At 74.0% G+C, this 21,837-nt stretch carries 21 protein-coding genes; 1 reads left to right on the plus strand and 20 read right to left on the minus strand.

Translation table 11 applies throughout. The features are described 5' to 3' along the window. Nucleotides 1-29: 29 nt before the first annotated feature. The 19 genes from BLW04_RS27335 to pyrR form a co-directional block, all read right to left on the minus strand. Complete coding sequence (locus BLW04_RS27335) at nt 30-563, minus strand: alpha/beta hydrolase family protein (protein ID WP_217630810.1); 534 nt, start codon at nt 561-563, stop codon at nt 30-32. A 62-nt stretch (nt 564-625) separates the two neighbouring features. After that, on the minus strand, nt 626-2,044 hold the full coding sequence (locus tag BLW04_RS02800) for an RsmB/NOP family class I SAM-dependent RNA methyltransferase (protein ID WP_091537092.1): 1,419 nt from the start codon (nt 2,042-2,044) through the stop codon (nt 626-628). Continuing rightward, complete coding sequence (gene fmt, locus BLW04_RS02805; RefSeq protein WP_254780986.1) at nt 2,041-3,042, minus strand: methionyl-tRNA formyltransferase; 1,002 nt, start codon at nt 3,040-3,042, stop codon at nt 2,041-2,043. Before fmt ends, BLW04_RS02800 begins: the two co-directional genes overlap by 4 nt. Next, nucleotides 2,967-3,524 carry a peptide deformylase gene (gene def, locus BLW04_RS02810; protein WP_091537095.1) on the minus strand — a complete coding sequence of 186 codons (558 nt, stop codon included), beginning with the start codon at nt 3,522-3,524 and terminating at the stop codon, nt 2,967-2,969. Before def ends, fmt begins: the two co-directional genes overlap by 76 nt. Before the next feature lie 144 nt (nt 3,525-3,668). Beyond that, a complete protein-coding gene (locus tag BLW04_RS02815) occupies nt 3,669-5,630 on the minus strand; it encodes a primosomal protein N' (RefSeq protein ID WP_254780988.1) in 1,962 nt (653 codons plus the stop codon). A 151-nt stretch (nt 5,631-5,781) separates the two neighbouring features. After that, nucleotides 5,782-7,005, minus strand: coding sequence for a methionine adenosyltransferase (gene metK, locus BLW04_RS02820; protein ID WP_091537098.1), 1,224 nt, complete (start codon nt 7,003-7,005; stop codon nt 5,782-5,784). Between the two features lie 129 nt (nt 7,006-7,134). Continuing rightward, the gene (gene coaBC, locus BLW04_RS02825) at nt 7,135-8,370 is read right to left on the minus strand and encodes a bifunctional phosphopantothenoylcysteine decarboxylase/phosphopantothenate--cysteine ligase CoaBC (protein WP_091537101.1); all 1,236 of its coding nucleotides are present in this window, start codon (nt 8,368-8,370) and stop codon (nt 7,135-7,137) included. Nucleotides 8,371-8,528: 158 nt separating this feature from the next. Then, nucleotides 8,529-8,792, minus strand: coding sequence for a DNA-directed RNA polymerase subunit omega (rpoZ, locus tag BLW04_RS02830; RefSeq protein WP_014741310.1), 264 nt, complete (start codon nt 8,790-8,792; stop codon nt 8,529-8,531). A 65-nt stretch (nt 8,793-8,857) separates the two neighbouring features. Beyond that, nucleotides 8,858-9,472, minus strand: coding sequence for a guanylate kinase (gene gmk / locus BLW04_RS02835; protein WP_091537104.1), 615 nt, complete (start codon nt 9,470-9,472; stop codon nt 8,858-8,860). 50 nt (nt 9,473-9,522) lie between these two features. After that, a complete protein-coding gene (gene mihF / locus BLW04_RS02840) occupies nt 9,523-9,852 on the minus strand; it encodes an integration host factor, actinobacterial type (RefSeq protein WP_091537106.1) in 330 nt (109 codons plus the stop codon). Between the two features lie 283 nt (nt 9,853-10,135). Continuing rightward, complete coding sequence (locus BLW04_RS02845) at nt 10,136-10,330, minus strand: hypothetical protein (protein ID WP_091537109.1); 195 nt, start codon at nt 10,328-10,330, stop codon at nt 10,136-10,138. A gap of 106 nt (nt 10,331-10,436) precedes the next feature. Beyond that, nucleotides 10,437-11,336, minus strand: a complete 900-nt coding sequence (pyrF, locus tag BLW04_RS02850; RefSeq protein WP_091537112.1) for an orotidine-5'-phosphate decarboxylase — start codon at nt 11,334-11,336, stop codon at nt 10,437-10,439. Then, nucleotides 11,333-12,286: a dihydroorotate dehydrogenase gene (locus BLW04_RS02855; RefSeq protein ID WP_091537114.1), complete on the minus strand. Its 954-nt coding sequence runs from the start codon at nt 12,284-12,286 to the stop codon at nt 11,333-11,335. The genes pyrF and BLW04_RS02855 overlap by 4 nt, the downstream gene beginning before the upstream one ends. Further along, complete coding sequence (locus BLW04_RS02860) at nt 12,283-13,254, minus strand: iron-sulfur cluster-binding protein (protein WP_217630811.1); 972 nt, start codon at nt 13,252-13,254, stop codon at nt 12,283-12,285. Before BLW04_RS02860 ends, BLW04_RS02855 begins: the two co-directional genes overlap by 4 nt. Beyond that, the gene (gene carB, locus BLW04_RS02865; RefSeq protein WP_175483874.1) at nt 13,251-16,607 is read right to left on the minus strand and encodes a carbamoyl-phosphate synthase large subunit; all 3,357 of its coding nucleotides are present in this window, start codon (nt 16,605-16,607) and stop codon (nt 13,251-13,253) included. The genes BLW04_RS02860 and carB overlap by 4 nt, the downstream gene beginning before the upstream one ends. A gap of 1 nt (nt 16,608) precedes the next feature. Beyond that, nucleotides 16,609-17,781: a glutamine-hydrolyzing carbamoyl-phosphate synthase small subunit gene (carA, locus tag BLW04_RS02870; RefSeq protein ID WP_091537118.1), complete on the minus strand. Its 1,173-nt coding sequence runs from the start codon at nt 17,779-17,781 to the stop codon at nt 16,609-16,611. Then, on the minus strand, nt 17,778-19,082 hold the full coding sequence (locus tag BLW04_RS02875; protein WP_091537121.1) for a dihydroorotase: 1,305 nt from the start codon (nt 19,080-19,082) through the stop codon (nt 17,778-17,780). The genes carA and BLW04_RS02875 overlap by 4 nt, the downstream gene beginning before the upstream one ends. Beyond that, nucleotides 19,079-19,999 carry an aspartate carbamoyltransferase catalytic subunit gene (locus tag BLW04_RS02880; protein ID WP_091537123.1) on the minus strand — a complete coding sequence of 307 codons (921 nt, stop codon included), beginning with the start codon at nt 19,997-19,999 and terminating at the stop codon, nt 19,079-19,081. Before BLW04_RS02880 ends, BLW04_RS02875 begins: the two co-directional genes overlap by 4 nt. Continuing rightward, nucleotides 19,996-20,592 carry a bifunctional pyr operon transcriptional regulator/uracil phosphoribosyltransferase PyrR gene (pyrR, locus tag BLW04_RS02885; protein WP_091537126.1) on the minus strand — a complete coding sequence of 199 codons (597 nt, stop codon included), beginning with the start codon at nt 20,590-20,592 and terminating at the stop codon, nt 19,996-19,998. Before pyrR ends, BLW04_RS02880 begins: the two co-directional genes overlap by 4 nt. Nucleotides 20,593-20,813: 221 nt before the next feature. Here pyrR and BLW04_RS02890 point away from each other — a divergent pair, with 221 nt between their 5' ends. Beyond that, on the plus strand, nt 20,814-21,353 hold the full coding sequence (locus BLW04_RS02890; RefSeq protein WP_091537128.1) for a transcriptional regulator BldD: 540 nt from the start codon (nt 20,814-20,816) through the stop codon (nt 21,351-21,353). Between the two features lie 76 nt (nt 21,354-21,429). Here BLW04_RS02890 and nusB read toward each other — a convergent pair whose 3' ends face one another. Then, nucleotides 21,430-21,834 carry a transcription antitermination factor NusB gene (gene nusB, locus BLW04_RS02895; protein WP_091537131.1) on the minus strand — a complete coding sequence of 135 codons (405 nt, stop codon included), beginning with the start codon at nt 21,832-21,834 and terminating at the stop codon, nt 21,430-21,432. Between the last annotated feature and the right edge of the window lie 3 nt (nt 21,835-21,837).

Here is a 21,837-nt window from a genome sequence, read left to right on the forward strand (position 1 = left end):
GTCCAGCTGGCCGGTCACCCGGCAGCTCCTCAGACGCAGGCCGGCTGGTACGCGGGATCAGCGGGCCCGGTGTTGTGCCGCAGCGCGTCGAGCACCAACTGGTGAACCACTGGGTCGTTGGGTGTCTGGTCGTGCTCGACCATGTCGTCCGGGCACCTGTCCTGGACGAGGATGTTGGTGACCTGCCTGCGCGGACCGGCCAGGAACTGGCTCTGGTACGGCGTCACCACCTCGTCGTGCGTGGTCGAGATGACCGTGTAGTAGATGCCTGCGAGGGTGTCGCCCTGGGCGTTGAGCCTGGTCAGGAACGGCGAGCCGGCCTGCTGGTCGGAACAGGCCGGGCACAGCTCGTTCTTCCTCGGCCTGGCGGTGCTGACCCTCCGGCTCGCCGGGCAGGCTCGACGCTGGACCGCCGGTCCGCCCGGCCCACTCCGCGCGATGCCGTCACCGGGCCGGCGGAGACGTTCGTCCGCTGGATGGCCGTGCTGGGCGCCGTCTGCCCGGTGCTGGGCTTCGCCATCGGACCGGTGGCCGCCCTCCTCGTCTGAGGACGGCGCCGGCATGCCTGCGGGAGCGCTCAGCGGCGAGGGTGGCGGTTCCGCGGAACCGCCCTCCCACCGAACCGTCAGCGCGTGCGGCGGAGCAGCGCCATAAACATGGCGTCCGTGCCGTGCCGGTGCGGCCACAGCTGCCCGTAGTCGCCGCGCGCCAGACCCGGCACCTCGGGGAAGAGCGGCGCGACCGGCAGCACCTCGACGTCGTCCCGCGCGGCAGCGGCGTCGACCACCTCGACGGTCTCGGCGGTGTGCGGCGAGCAGGTCACGTAGGCCACCACTCCCCCGGGCCGGACGGCGGCCAGCGCGCTGTCCAGCAGCTGCCGCTGCAACTCGGCCAGCGGGGCGACGTCTTCCGCCGTCCGCCGCCAGCGCACCTCCGGCCGGCGGCGCAGCGCGCCCAGCCCGGTGCACGGGGCATCGAGCAGCACGCGGTCGTAGGACCCGGCCGGCCAGTCCGGCTGCGTTCCGTCGGTGACCCGGACGTCGACGTCGGAGTCCCCGGCCAGCGTGGAGCGGACCAGCTCGGCGCGGTGCTCGGCCCGGTCGGCGGCGGTCAGGTGCACGCCGTCCGGCCGGACCGCCGCCAGCAACGCGGCCTTGCCGCCGGGGCCGGCGCACATGTCCAGCCACCGGACGTCGGAGCCCTCCAGCGGTGCCCGGGTCAGCGCGAGCGCGGCCAGCTGGCTGCCCTCGTCCTGCACCGCCGCCGCGCCGGAGCGCACCGCGGCGAGCTTGCCGGGGTCGCCGCCGTGCAGCCGCACCGCGTACGGCGACCAGGGCCCCGGTTCGCCGCCGGCCTCGGCCGCCAGCTCGTCGCGGTCGACCCGCCGCGCCACCAGGTGCACCTCGGGTGCGGCGTCGTCGGCGAGCAGCGCCCGGTCGATCTCGTCGGGGGCGGCCAGCGCGTCCCGCCAGGCCTCCACGATCCAGCGCGGGTGGTCGGTGGTCAGTGCCAGCCGCCCGTCCTCGTCGGCCGGGGCCAGCGTGGCCACCCAGGCCTCCCGGTCCCCGCCCGCGGCGACCTTCCGCAGCACCGCGTTGACCAACCCGGACGCGCCCGTGCCCACGATCGCCCGGGTGAGCGCCACCGTCGTGTCGACCGCGGCGTGCGCCGGCACCCGCAGGTCGATCAGCTGGTAGGCGCCCAGCCGGAGCAGGTCCAGCACCTTGTGGTCGAGCTCGGCCAGTGGCCGGGAGACCAGGGTGGCCAGCACCGCGTCCAGCGTCCCGGTGGCCCGCAGCGCGCCGTAGGCCAGCTGGGTGGCGAAGGCGGCGTCGCGAGGCTCGAGCTGCCGCTCGCGCAGCAGCTGGGGCAGCAGCAGGTTGGCATACGCGGCCCGGCTGGAGACGCCGTCCAGGACGTCGTAGGCGGTGAGCCGCGCGCCGTCCAGGACCGGGCGGTGCCGACGCTCGGGTGGGCGCTGGGTGGCCGGCCGCTCACCGCCGGAGCGGGGCCGGCCCGGGCGGGAACTCGCACGCTCGGTCATGCGCCCAACCGTTCGCCGGCGGCCGGCCGCGCGCCGCGCGCCCAGTCCGCTGCCGGGAGCATCGTCTTCCCGGCAGGCTGCACCTGACCGAGCCGGACCGATCCCCCGGCAGCGCCCACCAGCACGCCGTCCGGGCCGACGGCCAGCTCGCCCGGCGCCAGGCCCGGAGCGGCCGGCAGCGGCTCGACCGGGCCCAGCCGCAACCGGTCCCCGCGCCACGTCGTCCACGCGCCGGGCACCGGGGTGACCCCGCGGACCCGGCGGTCGACCACGTGCGCCGGTAGCGCCCAATCGACCTGCGCGTCGGCGGTCTCGATGCGGGGCGCCAGGCTGACCCCGTCGGCCGGCTGCGGCTCGGCGACCAGCGTCCCCGCGGCCAGGCCGTCCAAAGTGGCGACCAGCAGCCGCGCACCGCTTTCCGCGAGCCGGTCGAGCAGGTCGCCGGCGGTGTCGCGGGCGCCGATGGTCTCGGTGACCACGCCGAAGACCGGGCCGGTGTCCAGCCCGGCCTCCAGCTGGAACGTCGCGGCGCCGGTCACCTCGTCACCGGCCATGATCGCGTGCTGCACCGGCGCGGCACCGCGCCAGGCCGGGAGCAGCGAGAAGTGCAGGTTGACCCAGCCGAGCCGGGGCACCGCGAGCGCCGCGCGGGGCACGAGCGCGCCGTAGGCGACGACCGGGGCGCAGTCGACGGCCAGCTCGGCGAGCTGGTCGAGGAACTCCGGCTCCCGCGGTGACCGGGGCTGCAGAACCGGGATGCCGGCGGTATCCGCACGCTCGGCCACCGGGGACCGGCTGGTCTTCCGGCCGCGGCCGGACCGGGCGTCGGGCCGGGTGAGGACGGCGATCACCTCGTGGTCGGAGTCCTGCAGTGCCTCCAGCGCGACAACGGCCGGCGCCGGCGTACCGGCGAACAGGAGCCTCAGTGCGGGCTCACCTTCACCACGGGCGTCGGGATGGGCTCCCCCGAGGGCAGGTAGGCCTGCTCGCCCTGCCACGCGGCGCCCTGCAGGATCTCGAGCGCGGCGGCCCGTGCCTCGGTGTCGAGCCGGTCGATGAACAGCACCCCGTCGAGGTGGTCGGTCTCGTGCTGGATGGCGCGGGCCAGCTTGTGCGAGCCCTCCACCCGGATGGGCTCGCCGTACATGTTCCAGCCGGTCGCGGCGACGTGCAGGTGCCGGCGGCAGTCGAAGCGGAAGCCGGGGATGGACAGGCACCCCTCGGCGTCCTCTTCGGTCTCCTCGCCGACCGGCGCCACGTCGGGGTTGACCAGGTGACCGACCTCGCCCTCGACGTACCAGGTGAACACCCGCAGGCCCACGCCGATCTGGGGTGCGGCGATGCCCGCCCCACCGGCGGAGTGCATGGTCTCGGTCAGGTCGACGACGAGCTGCCTCAGCTCGGCGTCGAAGTCGACGACGGGGGCGGCGGGGGTGCGCAGCACCGGGTCGCCGATGATCCGGATCGGGGTCACGCTCACGGTGTGATCGTAGGCGGCGGCTGAGCGGCGGTCCGGCCCCCTCGTGTGTTGATCATCGGCAACTGGCTGCACGACACGCCGAGAAGGTCGACCGCACGCCGATGATCGACTGCTCGGCAGGCCACCTGCGTAGGGCCGGCGGCGTCACGCGAGCTCGAGCGGGTCGAGCTGGACCCGGACGTGCTCGGCGACCTTGCGGGCGCTGCGCACCCCCTGGACGTCGTGCACGGCACGGGCCAGAGCGACCCCCTCGCTGCGCGGCACGCGCACCAGGTAGCGCTCCCGCTCCTTCTCCGGCGCCGGGGCGCCGGGCCGGTGCGGTTCGGGCACCGGACCCAGGACGTCGGCGCCGGGCGGCAGCCGCAACGCCTCGCGGAAGTCGGCCAGCGCGCCCGGGGACGCTGACAGAGCGGCGATCCGGGAGGCCGGCGGGAAGCCCAGCTCCCGCCGGTCGGCCAGCTCGCGGGCGGCCAGCCCGGCCGGGTCCCAGCGCACAAGCGCCTGCACCACCGGGTGCGACGCGTCCGCGGCAACCACCACCGCGCCGCCGGGGCGGACCAGCGTCGCGGCGTTCAGCCAGCGGCGCATGGTCTCCTCCCCCGCCCGCAGATCGGCCCGGCCGAGCAGCGCCCAGGCGTCCAGCAGCAGGGCCGCGCCGTAGCCACCCTCGGCCACCGGCTCGGCGCCCGGCGTTGCCACGATCAGAGCCGGCCCGCCCGGGACGGTCGCCAGCACGCCCGTGCCCCGGCCGGAGATCCGGACGACGACGCCCGGGAACGCCCGGCCCAGCTCCTCGGCGGTGCGGGCCGAGCCGACAACCGAGGCCCGCAGTCGGGTCCCCGAGCAGTGCGGGCAGACGAAGCTGGCCGCCGGGCGGGCACACCAGCGGCAGGCGGCCACCCGCGAACCGCCCGGTCCCGGGGTCGCCGAGACGCCGAGCGGACCCGCACAGTGCCGACAGCGGGCCGGCGCCCGGCAGCGCTCGCAGGACAGGCCTGGCGCGTAGCCCGCGCGCGGCACCTGCACCAGCACCGGCGCCCCCTCGGCCAGCGCGGTGCGGGCCACCCGGAAGGCCAGGCTGGGCAGCCGGGCACTGCGGGCCGCCGGATCGCGGGCCTGCTCGACGTCGTCGCCCACCGCCTGGACGCGGGGGGCGACACCGCGCAGCGTGGCCCGGTCGGCGACGAGTTCGTGCGCCCAGCCGGACTCCACCAGCAGCGCGGCCTCGGCGGTCCGGGCGGTGCCGGCGACCACCGCAGCGCACGAAACCAGGTGCGCCCGGTGCACGAGCACGTCGCGGGCGTGCGGGTAGGGCGCCCGCGGTTCGGCGTGCAGGTCGTCCCCGTCGTCCCAGACCACTACCAGGCCGAGGTCGCGCACGGGGGCGAACACTGCACCACGGGTGCCGAGCACCACCTGCGCGCTGCCGCGGGCGGCGGCCAGGAACCGGCTGTACCGGGCATCGGGCGCAGCGTCGGCGCGCAGCACCGCCACGGAGCCCGCGGGCAGCCGGGACTCGGCCACGGCGGCGAGTCGGTCGAGGTCCTTGCCGTCGGGGACGACGAGCAGCGCGCCACGCCCCCCGGACAGCGCCGCCTGGGCGAGCTCCACCAGCCGGGCGGGCCAGTCCTCGGCGGGCAGTGCCGTCCACACCGCGCGGGCCGGCCGCCCCTCGGCGATCGCGGTCAGCAGGGAGACGCCGGTCAGGTAGCGGGCGAAGCCGGCCGGGTCCGGCTGCGGGGGCGCCGCGGGGCATTCGGCGGGTGCCCGCTTCTCCGCGGCCGCCCGGCGGGGTGGGACTGCCAGCCGCAGCACGTCGGTCAGGGACCCGGCGTACCGGTCGGCGACCGACCGGGCGAGCGCCGCCACCTCGGGGGTGAGCACCGGCTCGCCGGAGATCAACTTGGCCAGGGGCGCCAGCTTCCCGGTGTGCTCGGTGGTGTCAGCGAGCTCGAGGACGAACCCGTCGACCAGCTTGCCGGCGAAGCGGACCCGGACCCGGCAACCGGCCCGGACGTCGTCGGCGAACTCGTCGGGGACGGCGTAGTCGAAGGGCCGGTCCAGGTGTGCCAGCGGCACGTCGACGACGACCCGGGCCACGCGCACCGGACCAGTCTCTCCGCTCGGACCGACAGCGCTGCGATGCTCCCCCGGCCCCGCCCAGAGGCTCACTCCGAGCTCGGTGACGTGCTGGGACGGCTCCCTTGCAGGGCCCCGCCGCGAGGCTGCGAGCGGTGGGGAGCAAGGGGGTCCTTTCTCAGATGCCCACAGCCGAGCGGAGCGCCTCAACCCGGTCCAACCGCTCCCAGGGCAGGTCGAGGTCGGCCCGCCCGAAGTGGCCGTAGGCCGCGGTCTGGGCGTAGATCGGGCGCAGCAGGTCCAGGTCGCGGACGATCGCGCCGGGGCGCAGGTCGAACACCGCGCCGATCGCCTTCTCCAGCACCTCCTCGGGCACCGTGTTGGTGCCGAAGGTCTCCACGAAGAGCCCGACCGGGTGCGCGGCGCCGATCGCGTAGGCCACCTGCACCTCGCAGCGGCGGGCCAGTCCGGCGGCCACCACGTTTTTGGCCACCCAGCGCATCGCGTAGGCGCCGGACCGGTCGACCTTCGACGGGTCCTTACCGGAGAAGGCGCCGCCCCCGTGCCGGGCCATGCCGCCGTAGGTGTCGACGATGATCTTGCGACCGGTCAGCCCGGCGTCGCCCATGGGGCCGCCGATGACGAACTTGCCGGTCGGGTTGACCAGCAGCCGGTAGCCGGAGGTGGGCAGGCCGAGGGCGGCCAGCTCCGGCTCCACGACGAGCTCGGCCACGTCGGGGGCCAGCAGCGTCTCGATCGAGATGTCCTCGGCGTGCTGGGAGGAGACGACGACGGTGTCGACCGCGACCGGGCGGTCGTCCTCGTAGACCACGGTGACCTGGGTCTTGCCGTCGGGGCGCAGGTAGGGCACCGAACCGTCCTTGCGGACCGCGGACAGCCGCTTGGCCAACCGGTGGGCCAGCGCGATCGGCAGCGGCATCAGCTCGGGTGTCTCGTCGGTGGCGAAGCCGAACATCAGGCCCTGGTCGCCGGCGCCCTGGCTCTCGATGCGGTCCTCGGCCACGGCGGCCCGGTGCTCGACATCCGTGAGCCCGGCGGTGCGGGACTCATAGCCGGTGTCGACGCCCTGCGCGATGTCCGGCGACTGGGCGCCGATGGAGACGCTGACCCCGCAGGAGGCACCGTCGAAGCCCTTGCGGGAGGAGTCGTAGCCGATGCCCAGGATGGTCTTGCGGACGATCGCGGCGATGTCGACGTACCCGGAGGTGGTCACCTCACCGGCGATGTGCACCTGACCGGTGGTGATCATGGTCTCGACGGCGACCCGGCTGCGCGGGTCCTGCGCGAGCATCGCGTCCAGGATCGAGTCACTGATCTGGTCCGCGATCTTGTCGGGGTGGCCCTCGGTCACCGACTCGGAGGTGAAGAGACGCCGTGACACTGGGTACTCCCTGCAGTCGACTGCCGAGCGCGCTGATCGCGTCCGGTGGTGGGGATGGTCCCGACCGATGAGGTTACCGGCGGAGACCGACAGGCGTTCGGGGCGGCGACCCCGGACGGACGGGTGGGGTCAGTCCAGGGCCGCCAGCCGTGGGACGACGACGTCCCAGACGCCCGCGGCCACCGCGTCCTTGCGGCCGGCACGCACGGGGGTGACGCTGCCGTCGGCGGCCAGCACCGTGACCTCGTTGTCGTCGGTGCCGAACACCTGACCGGCCGAGACATCATTGACCACCAGCAGGTCGACGCGCTTGCGGGCGAGCTTCGCGCGGGCGTGGGTGAGCACGTCGCCCTCGGCGTCGCCGGTCTCCGCGGCGAAACCCACCACCAGCTGCCCGGCGGGCCGGGCGGTGACCAGCTCGGCCAGCACGTCCGGGTTGCGCACCAGCGCGACGGCCGACGGCTCGGCCGCACTACCCTTCTTCAGCTTGGTCCCGGCGACGCTGGCCGGCCGGAAGTCCGCGACCGCGGCGGCCATCACCACCACGTCGGCGGCACGGCCGCCCGCCCCGACGGTCTCGGCGTGCACTGCGACGCGTAGCTCCTCCGCCGTCCCGACCCGGACGACGCGGGCGCCGAAGGGCGCGGGGTCCTCGACGTTGGCGCCGACCAGCACGACCTCGGCCCCGCGGGCCACGGCCACCCGGGCCAGCGCCCAGCCTTGCCGGCCGGAGGACCGGTTGCCGAGGTAGCGCACCGGGTCCAGCGGCTCGCGGGTGCCGCCGGCGCTGATGACGATGCGGCGGCCGGTGAGGTCGGGGGCGAGTGCGGCGGCGCCATCGCTGAGCACGACCGCGGCCAGCGCGGCGACGTCAACAGGTTCGGGCAGGCGGCCGGGGCCGGAGTCGGGGCCGGTCAGCCGGCCCACGGCCGGCGGCAGCACCACGGCGCCGCGGCGGCGCAGGGTGACGACGTTGTCCTGGGTGGCCGGGTGCAGCCACATCTCGGTGTGCATCGCCGGGACGAACACGACCGGGCAGTGCGCGGTGAGCAGCGTGGCAGTGAGCAGGTCGTCGGCCCGCCCCGCGGCGGCCCGGGCCAGCAGGTCGGCCGTGGCGGGGCAGACGACCACCAGGTCGGCGGTCTGGCCGATCCGCACATGGGCGACCGCGGGGACGTCGTCCCAGACCTCGGTGCTGACCGGGTTACCGCTCAGCGCCTCGAAGGTGGCCGCGCCGACGAAGCGCAGCGCCGACGCGGTGGGCACCACGCGGACGTCGTGGCCGGCCTCGGTGAACGCGCGCAGCAGCAGCGCCGACTTGTAGGCGGCCACGCCCCCGCCCACGCCCAACACGATCCGGCTCATGTCGACCATCCTCCCTCAGACACGACGACGCCCCCGGCGCGAACCGGGGGCGTCATCATCACAAGGGGCGGGACGGCCAACCGCACACCACCAGCCGTGGCCCCGGTCCAGAGGCTCGCCCCGAGCTTGCGAGGGGTGAGGAGGACCGGGGTCCTCTTTCAGTTCTCGCCGGCGGTGTGGGTCAGCAGGCCCTCGTTGATCTCGCGCAGCGCGATCGACAGGGGCTTCTCCTGGGGCGCGGTGTCGACCAGCGGGCCGACGTACTCCAGCAGGCCCTCGGAGAGCTGGCTGTAGTAGGCGTTGATCTGGCGCGCGCGCTTGGCGGCGTAGATGACCAGCCCGTACTTGCTGCTGGTGCGCTCGAGCAGCTCGTCGATGGGCGGGTTGGTGATGCCCTCAGGGGCGGGTGCGACTCCGGACACGGGCGAGCGTGCTCCTCTTCGTTTGCGGGAGTGGACCCGGCCGGCCGAGGGGCAGCCGGGCGGTCTCACTCGGGGGCGCCGCCGGCGGTCGACCCACTGGACGGCGGGCCGGACGGTGGCGCAGTCAGCAATCGTACCAACTCGTCCGCGGCCCGGGCCACGTCGTCGTTGACGACCACCACGTCGAACTCCCCGGACGAGTCCAGCTCGGCCTGCGCAAGGGCCAGCCGGCGGGACTGCACCTCGGGGTGCTCGGTCCCCCGGCCGGCCAGCCGGCTGACCAGCTCGCCCCACGACGGGGGCGCGAGGAACACCAGCTGGGCCTCCGGGGCCCGCGCCCGCACCTGGCGCGCGCCCTGCAGTTCGATCTCCAGCAGGGCCGGTGACCCCGCGGCCAGTTGTTCGTCGACCGGGGCCTTCGGGGTGCCGTACCGGTTGCCCGCGTACTCCGCCCACTCGAGCAGCCCCCCGTTGGCGATGAGCCAGTCGAAGTACTCGGAGTCGACGAACCAGTAATGCTCGCCGTCGACCTCGCCGGGACGGGGCGCACGTGTGGTCACCGACACCGACACCCAGACCTCCGGGTGTCGGCGCCGGACCTCGGCCACAACGGTGCCCTTGCCGACCCCTGAGGGCCCCGACAGGACCGTCAGGCGGGCCGACGGCGACGGCGGGGCCATGCGGGGCGCCCTGGTGGCGGGGGTGGCGGCTGGGCGGGGCAGGGTGGGGCTCAGGGCTCGATGACCTCGCCGGCGAACTCGGCCTCCAGCGCCTTGCGCTGGTTGGCGCCGAGACCGCGCACGCGACGGGTCGGCGAGATCTCGAGCCGCTCCATGATCTTGGCGGCGCGGGCTTTGCCCACGCCCGGGAGCGACTCCAGTACCGCCGAGACGCGCATCTTGCCGATGACCTCGTCGGTCTCGCCCTGCTTGAGGACGTCACTGACGGTGGCCCCCTTGCTCTTCAGCTTCTCGCGCAGTTCGGCGCGGGCCTTGCGGGCCGCGGCCGCCTTCTCCAGGGCAGCAGCGCGCTGTTCGGGGGACAACTCGGGAAGGGGCACGGAGCAACCCAATCGTTTTCATGCCGGCGGGACAGCCGGCCCGGTTCTTCGGTCTGTGGTGGTCGGTACGCGCGGCCCATGGCGTGAGCCTGGCGCCAACCTAGTCACCCGGAACCGGCTGGTCATCCTGGACCCGATGTCACTGCCCGGTCACCGGTGTGCTTCACCCCGCCCCCGCGAACCCGGTCGTTCCGGAACGCAGGAATCACTGCTGGTCGGCCGGGGAGTCGACAGGTCGACCGCGGCCGGGCCGGGGCGTACTGCGGCGCGGTGGAACACAGCGTCACACCGAAGGTGCGCAACGTCGTCCGGACCGCTGTCCCAGGAGCCAGCCCGCCAGCCCGACGACCACGAGCAGCCCGAGCACCAGCAGGCCGGCTCCGACGAGGTGCCCACCGGTCCAGAGGACGGTCCACCGGTCCGCAAAGGACAGCTGGAGCCGGCTCTCGTAGGCGCCCTCGGGCTGCAGGGGCCGCATGCTCGAGCGGGGAGTAGGCGAACCAGCCGGCCGGGCCGCGGTTCGCCGCGGCAAACACGACCACGCCGGCCGCTGAGGACACCGGTCGCCCACGTCGCGGCCCGTCTCACCCGGCCAGCTCCGCCGTCCACCGGTCCGCGGCGGCGCGCAGCGCGGCGACGTCCGGTCCGGCGCCCAGCACGTTCCGGGACACGGTCGGCACGACGGCCCGTCCGGTACCGAAGAGCCGACGCAGGTCCGCGACCGAACCGCCCTGGGCACCCAGCCCCGGGGCGAGCACCGGCCCGCGCAGCCCGGCGAGGTCGACGTCCAGCTCGGGCAGGGTCGCGCCGACGACGACGCCGAAGGAGCCGGTCGTCCAGCCCCAGCGGCCCTGTTGGTCGGCAAAGGCCCCCGGGTCCGGTTCGGGGTCGTCGACCAGCCACTCGGGGGCGTTCCAGCGGCCCACGGCGTCCACCACGGCCTGGGCGACGGTCCGCTGCCCGGCCGATGCCAGCTGGACGTCGGCGCCCTCGGGGTTGGACGTGCGGGCCAGCACGAACAGACCGCCCCCGAACCGCGTGGCCGTGCGCACCGCGGGCTCCAGCGAGCCGGGGCCGAGAAAGGGGCTCACGGTCAGCGCGTCGACCGCCATCGGATGGTCGCTGCGCAGGTAGTCGGCATAGGCGTCCATCGTCGAGCCGATGTCGCCGCGCTTGGCGTCCAGCAGCACCAGCGCCCCGGCCGACCGCGCCCGGCCGACCGCGTCCTCCAGGACGGCGACCCCCGCGGCGCCGTGCCGCTCGTAGAAGGCCATCTGCGGCTTGAGGACGGCGACGTGCCCGGCGAGGGCGTCGACCACGATGTCGGTGAACCGGCGCAGCCCTTCGAGATCGTCCCCGACGCCCCAGTCGACCAGCAGCGCACGGTGCGGATCGATGCCCACGCACAGCGGGCCCCGGTCGGCCACGGCCGCGGCCAGCCGCCGGCCGAACGGCTCGACCTCGGCGTGCGTCGGCCGGCTCACCGGGGGCCGTCCGGCGGTCGGTGGGCGTGCCCGACCGCGTCGGCCAGCCGGGCGAAGCCGCGGTCGGCCAACGCCTCGGCCAGCTCGGCGTGGATGCGCGCCGGGGCCGACGGGTCGTTGAAGACTGCCGTCCCGACCGAGACGGCGCTGGCGCCGGCGAGCACGAACTGCAGCGCGTCCAGGCCGGTTCGGATGCCGCCCATGCCGAGGATGGGCACGTGGGGCAGTCCCTTGTGCACCTGCCACACGCAGCGCAGGGCGACCGGGCGGATCGCCGGGCCGGACAGCCCGCCGGTCACCCCACCCAGCACCGGGCGCATGGTGTCGGGGTCGATGACCAGCCCGAGCAGCGTGTTGATCATCGACAGGCCGTTCGCGCCGGCCTCGGCGCAGGCGGCGGCCACCGAGACGATGTCGGTCACGTCCGGGCTGAGTTTGGCGTAGACCGGCTGGGCCGGGTCGGCGACCGCACGCACCGCGGCCACCACCTCGGCGGCGGCGACCGGGTCGCAGGCGAACACCTCGCCGCGGCTCTCCACGTTCGGGCAGGAGATGTTGACCTCCAGGCCCAGGACCCCGGGCACGCCGCGCAGCCGGGCGGCGAGCTCGGCGAAGTCCTCCACCCGGGTGCCGGCGATCGAGACGAACGCCCGGACGCCGCGCTCGGCCAGCCACGGCAGCTCCTCGGCCAGCAGCCCGTCGATGCCCGGCCCCTGCAGGCCGATGGAGTTGAGCATCCCGCTGGGAGTCTCGGCCATCCGCGGCGTCGGGCGGCCGGACCGGGGGCGCAGCTGGACCGACTTGGTGACCACCGCCCCGATCGACCCCAGGTCGAAGAAGGGGTCGAGCTCGCGGCCGAAGGCCGAGCAGCCCGAGGCGGTCAGTACTGGGCTGGGAATCCCGGCCCCGGCCAGCGAGGTCGACATGTCGACACAGGTTCCGGCGGTCATGACGGCTCCACCCGGATCACGGAGGTCCCGCCCTCGGGCGACCGTTGCCCCTGCGAACTGAACGGGGTCGAGCCCGTGGTCTCCGTGGCCGTCGGCGCGGATGCGGTCACCAACCCCATCGCGTCGGCCCCGACCACGTCGCCGGGCAGGGTGCCGACGTCGCCGAACCGGACCCGGTCCCCGCCGAACACCGGGCCCTCCACGCAGGACCGGGCGAAGCGGGTGCGCCCGTCGGCGCCGACGATCGGCAGCACGCAGGTCATGCAGACCCCGATCCCGCAGGCCATCGACTCCTCCACCGCCACGTAGCCGGGGATGCCGACGGCGACGGCCTGGTCGCTGACCGCGCGCAGCATGCCCATCGGTCCGCAGGCGTAGACCACCCCGGCGCCGTGAATCAGCTCGGCCACCGCGGTGGTCACCCAGCCGCGGCGTCCGGCGCTGCCGTCGTCGGTGGTGACCAGGAACGGCGCGGCCAGCGCGCCGAGCTCCTCGACCGAGCACAGCCGGTCCGCTGACGCCGCACCGGACACCGCCGCGACCTCGGAACCCGCATCGCGCAGCCGGCCGGCCAGCCCGACCAGCGCCGCGGCGCCGTAGCCCCCGCCCACCAGCAGCGCCGGGGTGCCCGGCGGCGGCAGCGGGAAGGGGCGCCCCAGCGGGCCTACGACGTCGACCTCGGCACCGGGCTGCAGACCGGCCAGCCAGGTGGAGCCGGGGCCGTGCGGGGAGACGACCACGTGCACCCGCCCGCCGCCGACGCCGCTGATGGCGATCGAGCGGCGCAGCAGGTTCGCCGAGGTCGGCCCGCCAACGGCGAAAGCGACGAACTGCCCCGGCGCGGCGGCCCCGGCGATGGCCGGTGCGGAGAGCCCAAGTTCGACGTAGGCGCCGACCGGCCGGCGGAAGGCGACCTGGGCCATGGCCTGTACCGGCGGGGAGCTAGCCGGTGGCACCGGCGGCGTCATGCCCTCGTCGCCCTTCCAGCAGTGATGGCGGAGGTGGGCGCCGCCTTGACAGTAATAATGGCGGCCCGGGAGACCGCCAGCGCGGCGTGCAGGTCCTGCAGGCTGCGGACGCCGATGTCGCCCCGGCGCAGCGCCTCCACGCCCTGCACGGCGGCGGCCATGCCCTGCACCGTGGTGATGCACGGGATGCCGGCGGTGACCGCGGCGGTGCGGATCTCGTAGCCGTCCAGCCGGGGCCCGCTGTTGCCTGGGGCGCCGAAGGGGGTGTTCACCACGATGTCGACCTCGCCGGCGAGAATCCGCTCCACGCAGTTGCCCGGTCCGTCGCTGTACTTGCCGACCACCTCGCAGGCCACCCCGTTGCGGCGCAGCACCTGGGCGGTGCCGGCGGTGGCCAGCACCCGGAATCCGAGGTCGGCCAGCCGCTTGACCGGAAAGATCGCCCCGCGCTTGTCCCGGTTGGCCAGCGACACGAACACGGTGCCCTCGGTGGGCAGCAGTCCGTATGCGGCGGCCTGGGACTTGGCGAACGCGGTGCCGAACTCGGTATCCAGGCCCATCACCTCGCCGGTGGACTTCATCTCCGGGCCCAGCACGGTGTCCACGCCGTGGCCCTCCTCGGTGCGGAAGCGGTGGAAGGGCAGCACGGCCTCCTTCACCGCGATCGGGGCGTCCTCGGGCAGGTCGGCGCCGTCGCCGGCCGGCAGCACACCGACGCTGCGCAGGTGGGCGATGCTCTCCCCCACCGCGATCCGCGCGGCGGCCTTGGCCAGCTGCACCGCGGTCGCTTTCGAGACGAACGGCACCGTCCGGCTGGCCCGCGGGTTGGCCTCCAGGACGAAGAGGATGTCGTCCTTGATGGCGTACTGGACGTTCATCAGCCCGCGGACGCCGATCCGAGCAGCGAGGGCTTCGGTGGCCTGCCGGATGCCGGCGATGTCGGCACCGCCCAGGGTGATCGGCGGCAGCGCGCACGCGGAGTCCCCGGAGTGCACGCCGGCCTCCTCGATGTGCTCCATCACGCCGCCCAGGAACAGCTCGGTGCCGTCGTAGAGGGCGTCGACGTCGATCTCCACGGCGTCCTCGAGGAAGCGGTCGACCAGCACCGGGTGGTCGCTGCTGACGTCGGTGGCCTTGGTGATGTAGGCCTCCAGCGTGGCGTCCTCGTAGACGATCTCCATGCCGCGCCCGCCCAGCACGTAGGAGGGCCGCACCAGGACCGGGTAGCCGATCCGCGCGGCGATCTCGCGGGCCTCGGCGAACGTGGTCGCCATGCCGTGCTTGGGCGCGGTGAGCCCGGTGTCGGCGAGCACCCGGGAGAAGGCGCCGCGGTCCTCGGCGGCGTCGATGGCCTCCGGGGAGGTGCCCAGCACCGGGACGCCGGCGTCCTTGAGCCGCTGCGCCAGGGCCAGCGGCGTCTGGCCGCCAAGGGTGCAGATGACCCCGGCGACCGGGCCCACGGCGCGCTCGGCCTCCACGACCTCCAGGACGTCCTCGAAGGTCAGCGGCTCGAAGTACAGCCGGTCGGCGGTGTCGTAGTCGGTGGAGACGGTCTCGGGGTTGCAGTTGACCATCACCGCCTCGTAGCCGGCGTCCTGCAGCGCCATCACCGCGTGCACACAGGAGTAGTCGAACTCCACGCCCTGCCCGATCCGGTTCGGCCCCGACCCGAGGATCAGCACCGCGGGCTTCTCCCGGGGCCGGACCTCGGTCTCCTCGTCGTAGGAGGAGTAGTGGTACGGCGTGGCCGCGGCGAACTCGGCGGCGCAGGTGTCGACGGTCTTGTAGACCGGCCGGATGCCCAGCCGCCAGCGCAGCGTGCGGACGCCGTCCTCGCCGGCGAGCTCGGGCCGCAGCGCCGCCACCTGCCGGTCGGACAGGCCGTGCCGCTTCGCCCGCCGCAGCAGCTCGGGCGTGAGCGAGGGCGCCTCGCGGACCTGCTCGCCGATCTCGTGGACCAGTGCGATCTGGTCGACGAACCAGGCGTCGAAGCCGCTGGCCTCGGCCACCTGCTCGACGGTGGCGCCGGCGCCCAGCGCCTGCTCGGCCAGGTAGAGCCGGCCGTCGACCGGGACCCGCAGCTGGGCCAGCAGCTGCTCGGCGGTGGCCAGGGACTCCGGACCGGTCCAGAACCCGGCCAGCGTCGTCTCCGTGGAGCGCATGGCCTTGCCGAGCGCCTCGGTGAAGTTGCGGCCCATGGCCATCACCTCGCCGACGCTCTTCATCGTGGTGGTCAGCCGCGGGTCGGCGCCGGGGAATTTCTCGAAGGCGAACCGCGGGATCTTCACCACGACGTAGTCCAGCGAGGGCTCGAACGAGGCAGGGGTGACCCCGGTGATGTCGTTGGTGATCTCGTCGAGGGTGTAGCCGATCGCCAGCTTGGCGGCGATCTTGGCGATCGGGAAGCCGGTCGCCTTGGACGCCAGCGCGCTGGACCGGGACACCCGCGGGTTCATCTCGATCACGACCAGCCGACCGGTTCCCGGGTGCACCGCGAACTGGATGTTGCAGCCGCCGGTGTCGACACCGACCGCGCGCAGCACCGCGATGCCGACGTCGCGCATCTCCTGGTACTCGCGGTCGGTGAGCGTCATCGCCGGGGCGACGGTCACCGAGTCGCCGGTGTGCACGCCCATCGCGTCGATGTTCTCGATCGAGCAGACGACGACCACGTTGTCGCTGCGGTCGCGCATGAGCTCGAGCTCGTACTCCTTCCAGCCCAGCACCGACTCCTCGATCAGCACCGAGGAGACCGGGGAGTCGGTCAGGCCGTGGGTGGCCATCCGGCGCAGCATCGGCTCGTCGGTGGCGATGCCCGAGCCGAGTCCGCCCATGGTGAAGCTGGGCCGGATGACGACCGGGTAGCCGACCTCCTCGGCGGTGGCGATCGCCTCGTCCACCGACGTGCAGACCGTCGAGCGCGGAGCATCGGCGCCGATGGAGCGCACGATGTCCTTGAACCGCTGCCGGTCCTCACCGCGGTTGATCGCCTCGACGTCGGCGCCGATCAGTTGGACGCCGTACTTCTGCAGGGTGCCGTTCTCGAACAGCCCGATCGCGATGTTCAGCGCGGTCTGCCCGCCGAGGGTGGCCAGCAGCGCGTCGGGGCGCTCGGCGGCGATGACCTTCTCGACGAACTCCGGGGTCAGCGGCTCGATGTAGGTGGCGTCGGCGACCTCGGGGTCGGTCATGATCGTCGCCGGGTTGCTGTTGACCAGGCTGACCCGCAGCCCCTCGGCCTTGAGCACCCGGCAGGCCTGGGTGCCGGAGTAGTCGAACTCGCTGGCCTGGCCGATGACGATCGGCCCGGAGCCGATCACCATCACGTGCTGGATGTCTGTCCGCTTCGGCATGTCAGCTCTTCTCCCCCGTCGTGTGCTCGACGACCGGCGGTGGGGAGACCGCGTGCTCGCCGGCAGGCTGGTCGTGCTCGGCGGCCATCAGGTCGACGAACCGGCCGAACAACGGGTTGGCGTCGTGCGGGCCGGCGGCGGCCTCGGGGTGGAACTGCACGCTGAACGCCGGGACGTCGAGGCAGCGCAGCCCCTCCACCACGTCGTCGTTGAGCCCGACGTGGCTGACCTCCACCCGCCCGTAGGGAGTGTCGACCGCCCGGCCCAGCGGGGCGTCGACGGCGAAGCCGTGGTTGTGGCTGGTCACCCGGACAGTGCCACTGACCCGGTCGAGCACGGGCTGGTTGAGCCCGCGGTGCCCGAAGCGCAGCTTGTAGGTGCCCAGGCCCAGCGCCCGGCCGAGGATCTGGTTGCCGAAGCAGATGCCGAACAGCGGACGGCGGGCGTCCAGCACCCCGCGGACCGCCTCGACCGCGTAGTCGGCCACCGCCGGGTCGCCGGGGCCGTTGGACAGGAAGACGCCGTCCGGGCCGTGCTCGAGCAGGTCCGCCGCGGTCGCGGTGGCCGGCAGCACGTGCGTCTCGACGCCGAGCTCGGCGAGGTACCGCGGAGTGGCGGTCTTGATGCCCAGGTCCAGGGCGGCGATGATGAACCGCTTCTGCCCCACCGCCGGCACCACGTAGGCCTCGCTGGTGCTGACCTCCGGCGCGAGGTCGGCACCGGTCATGCTCGCGCTGTCGGTCACCCGGGCCAGCAGCTCGTCGGGATCGGTCAGCTCGCTGCTGATGCCGACCCGCATCGAGCCGCGGTCGCGCAGGTGCCGGGTCAGCGCCCGGGTGTCGATGCCGCTGATGCCCACGACGCCCTGGGCGACCAGCTCGTCGTCCAGGGTGCCGGTGGCCCGCCAGTTCGCGGCGCGGCGGGCGGGGTCGCGGACGACGAAGCCGGCCACCCACATCCGGCGGCTCTCGTCGTCCTCGCCGTTGACGCCGGTGTTGCCGACGTGCGGGGCGGTCATGACGACGACCTGACGGTGGTAGCTGGGGTCGGTCAGCGTCTCCTGGTAGCCGGTCATACCGGTGGCGAACACCGCCTCGCCGACCGTCGTCCCGATCGCGCCGTAGGCCTCGCCGCGGAACGTGCGCCCGTCCTCGAGGACCAGGATCGCGGTCATCGGGTCGCCTTGCCGTCGAGCACAGTCGGTGCACCTCTCAGGAACGTGTGGACCACCCGGCCGGGCAGCTCCCGCCCGGCGTAGGGGCTGTTGCGGCTCCGGCTGGCCAGCGCGGCCGGGTCGACGGTGCCCCGGAACGCCGGGTCGACCAGCACGAGGTTGGCCGGCTCGCCGGGGGCCAGCGGCCGGCCCTGCGCATGGAGACCCAGGCCCTCCAGCCGGCCGATCGCGGCAGGCCGCACCGACATCCGGTCGGCCAGCCCACGCCAGTCGAGCAGGCCTGTCTCGACCATGGTGTCGACGACGACCGAGAGCGCCTGCTCCAGCCCGATCATCCCGGGCCGGGCCATTGCCCACTCGCACTCCTTGTCCTCCATCGCGTGCGGGGCGTGGTCGGTGGCGACGGCGTCGATCGTGCCGTCGGCCAGCCCGGCGCGGAGGGCCTGGACGTCGGCGTCCGTGCGCAGCGGCGGGTTGACCTTGAACACCGGGTCGTAGCCCTCGGCGCACTCGTCGGTGAGCAGCAGGTGGTGCGGGGTGACCTCGGCGGTGACCTGTACCCCGCGGAACTTGGCCCACCGCAGGATGTCCACGGAGCCGGCGGTGGAGACGTGGCAGACGTGCAGGCGGGCCCCGACGTGGCCGGCCAGCAGCACGTCGCGGGCGATGATGGCCTCCTCGGCGGCGGCCGGCCAGCCGGTCAGGCCCAGCCGGGCCGAGCGGTCGCCCTCGTGCATCTGGGCGCCGGCGGTCAGCCGTGGCTCCTCGGCGTGCTGGGCGACGACGCCGTCCAGCGCCTTGACGTACTCCAGGGCGCGACGCATCAGCGCGGGGTCGGCGACGCAGTGCCCGTCGTCGGAGAAGACCCGGACCCGGGCGGCGGAGTCGGCCATCGCGCCGAGCTCGGCCAGCTGGGTGCCGGCCAGCCCCACGGTGACGGCCCCGACCGGAACGACGTCGACCAATCCGGCCTCCTGGCCAAGCCGCCAGACCTGCTCGACGACGCCGGCGGTGTCGGCGACCGGGTCGGTGTTGGCCATCGCGTGCACCGCGGTGAAGCCGCCGAGCGCCGCTGCCCGGCTGCCGGTCTGCACGGTCTCGGCGTCCTCCCGGCCCGGCTCGCGCAGGTGGGTGTGCAGGTCGACCAGGCCGGGCAGGGCGACCAGGCCGGTCGCATCGACGACCTCGGCGCCGGGCACCGACAGGTCCTCGCCGATCGAGGCGATAATGCTGTCGCGCAGCACGATGTCGACGGTGTCCTCGCCGTAGGGACGCGCGCCCTTGATCAGGTATGTGGTCATTCGGGTGCGCCTCCGAGCAGCAGGTAGAGAACGGCCATCCGGACCGAGACGCCGTTGCCGACCTGCTCGACGATGGTGGAGCGCACCGAGTCGGCGACCTCGGCGGCGATCTCCATGCCGCGGTTCATCGGGCCGGGGTGCATGACGATCGCGTCGTCGGGCAGCAGCGCCATCCGGCGGGCGTCCAGGCCGTAGCGGCGGCTGTACTCGCGGGCGCTGGGGAAGAACGAGGCGTTCATCCGCTCGGCCTGGACCCGCAGCATCATGATCACGTCGGCGTTGGGCAGGACGGCGTCCAGGTCGTAGCTGACCGACACCGGCCAGCTGCCCACGCCCACCGGCAGCAGGGTCGGTGGGGCGACCACGGTGACCTCGGCACCGAGGGTGTGCAGCAGCCAGACGTTGGAGCGGGCCACCCGGCTGTGCAGCACGTCGCCGGTCAGCACCACCCGGACGCCGTCGAGCCGGCCCAGCCGCTGCCGGATCGTGTAGGCGTCCAGCAACGCCTGGGTGGGGTGCTCGTGGGTGCCGTCGCCGGCGTTGACGACCGAGCCGCGGACCCAGTGCGCCAGCCGGTGCGGCGCCCCGGAAGCGGGGTGCCGGACGACGATCGCGTCGCTGCCCATCGCCTCCAAGGTCAGCGCGGTGTCCTTGAGGCTCTCTCCCTTGGAGACGCTGCTGCCCTTGGCGGAGAAGTTGATGACGTCGGCGCTCAATCGCTTGGCGGCCAGCTCGAAGGAGATCCGGGTACGGGTGGAGTCCTCGTAGAAGAGGTTGACCACGGTGCGGCCGCGCAGCGTCGGCAGCTTCTTGACCTCGCGGCCGGCCAGCGCCGACTCGATCTGGGCGGCGGTGTCCAGCATCAGCGTGGCGTCGGCGCGGTCGAGGTCGGCGGCCTCCAGCAGGTGGCGCTTCACGCGGCCACCCCCTCGGAGACGACGACCTCGTCGACCCCGTCGACCTCCGAGAGCCGCACCTTCACCTGCTGCGTGCGGGACGTCGGGACGTTCTTGCCGACGTAGTCGGCGCGGATCGGCAGCTCCCGATGGCCACGGTCGACCAGCACCGCCAGCTGCACCGCCCGCGGGCGGCCCAGGTCGCGCAGCGCGTCCAGCGCGGCCCGCACGGAGCGGCCGGAGAAGAGCACGTCGTCGACGAGCACCACCAGCCGGCCGTCCAGGCCGGCGGCCGGCAGCCAGGTGTCCTCCAGCGCGCGGACGCCGCGCAGTCGCAGGTCGTCGCGGTAGAGGGTGATGTCCACGGTGCCGACGTCCACGGCGGTGCCGGTGAAGGCCTCGATGCGGGCGGCGAGCCGGCGGGCCAGCGGGGCGCCGCGGGTGGGGATGCCGATCAGGACCAGGTCGCGCAGGGCGCCGTCGGCGGCGCCCGGCGAAGCGGCGGCTGCCCGCTCGATGAGCTGATGGGCGACGCGGTCGACCACTCGGGCGACGTCGTCGGCGGTCATCAGCACGCCGGGGGCGGCCTCGGACGTTGGCGAGGGCACGGCCATTCAGGCCTCCTTCCCCGCCTCACGGGACGGGTCGTTAAAGGAGAGGGAGCGCTGACGACCGTACTGCACGGCCTCCGGGGGGCCCGGCGCAGCCGGGTAATGGGGGGGCCGACAGTGACCTCTGACCCGATCGGATGCCCCGGCTGTCGCTCGGGGCCGTCTCCGCGTACTCTCTGTCACCAGCGAGTCCCCCTTCCGACGACAGTCAGTGAGCAGAGGTCATGAGCACCGACTACTCCCGGGCGCTGGGCGCCCGACTCCGGGCCATCCGCAACCAGCAGGGGCTGTCCCTCCAGGGGGTCGAGGACAAGTCCCACGGCCGCTGGAAGGCCGTCGTCGTGGGCTCCTACGAGCGTGGCGACCGCGCGGTGACCGTGCAGCGGCTGTCCGAGCTCGCAGTGTTCTACGGCGTACCGGTGTCCGAGCTGCTGCCCGACCCGCGGCCGAGTTCCGCGGTCACCAAGAGCACGAAGATCGTGCTGAACCTGGAGTCGCTGGGCTCGCTGCCCGCCGACGAGGCCGGCCCGCTGGCCCGCTACGCCTCGACGATCCAGGCGCAGCGCCACGACTACAACGGCAAGGTGCTGTCCATCCGCGCCGAGGACCTCAAGTCGCTGGCGATCATCTACGACATGAGCCCCGACGAGCTGACCACCCGGCTGATCGAGTGGGGTGTGCTCTCCCCCGGCGCCGACGGCGTGGGATACGCCACCGAGGACGACGAGCCGCTCGACTGGGAGCGCCGCCGCAACTCGCGCTGAAGCTGACTGCTGAACGCCTGCAGCCCACTCCGATGATCGGAGTGGGCCGTGGGCGTTCAGCGGTGCATGGCGCCGGCTACGTGGGGATCTCGGCCTTGACGATCCCGCCGAGCACGCCGTTGACGTAGGCCGGCGAGTCGTCGGTGGACAGGCTCTTGGCCAGCTCCACCGCCTCGTCGATCACCACCGCGTCGGGGACGTCATCGACCCAGAGCAGCTCGAACACCGCCATCCGAAGCACGGCGCGGTCGACGTCGGGCAGCCGGTCCAGCGACCAGCCGGAGGCATGCTTCTCGATCAGCTCGTCGATCCGGGCGGCGTGCTCGACGACGCCCTCGACCAGCCGGACGGCGTGCTCGGGGACAGGCGGGTTGCCGTCGGCGATCCGGTCGCGCAGAACGGCGAGCGGGTCGCTGCCGCGCAGGTCGGCCTCGTAGAGGACGTCGACCGCACGCTTGCGGGCCTTGGTACGGGCGGCCACGGC

The sequence above is a fragment of the Modestobacter sp. DSM 44400 genome, from assembly GCF_900107175.1.
Lineage (GTDB): Bacteria > Actinomycetota > Actinomycetes > Mycobacteriales > Geodermatophilaceae > Modestobacter.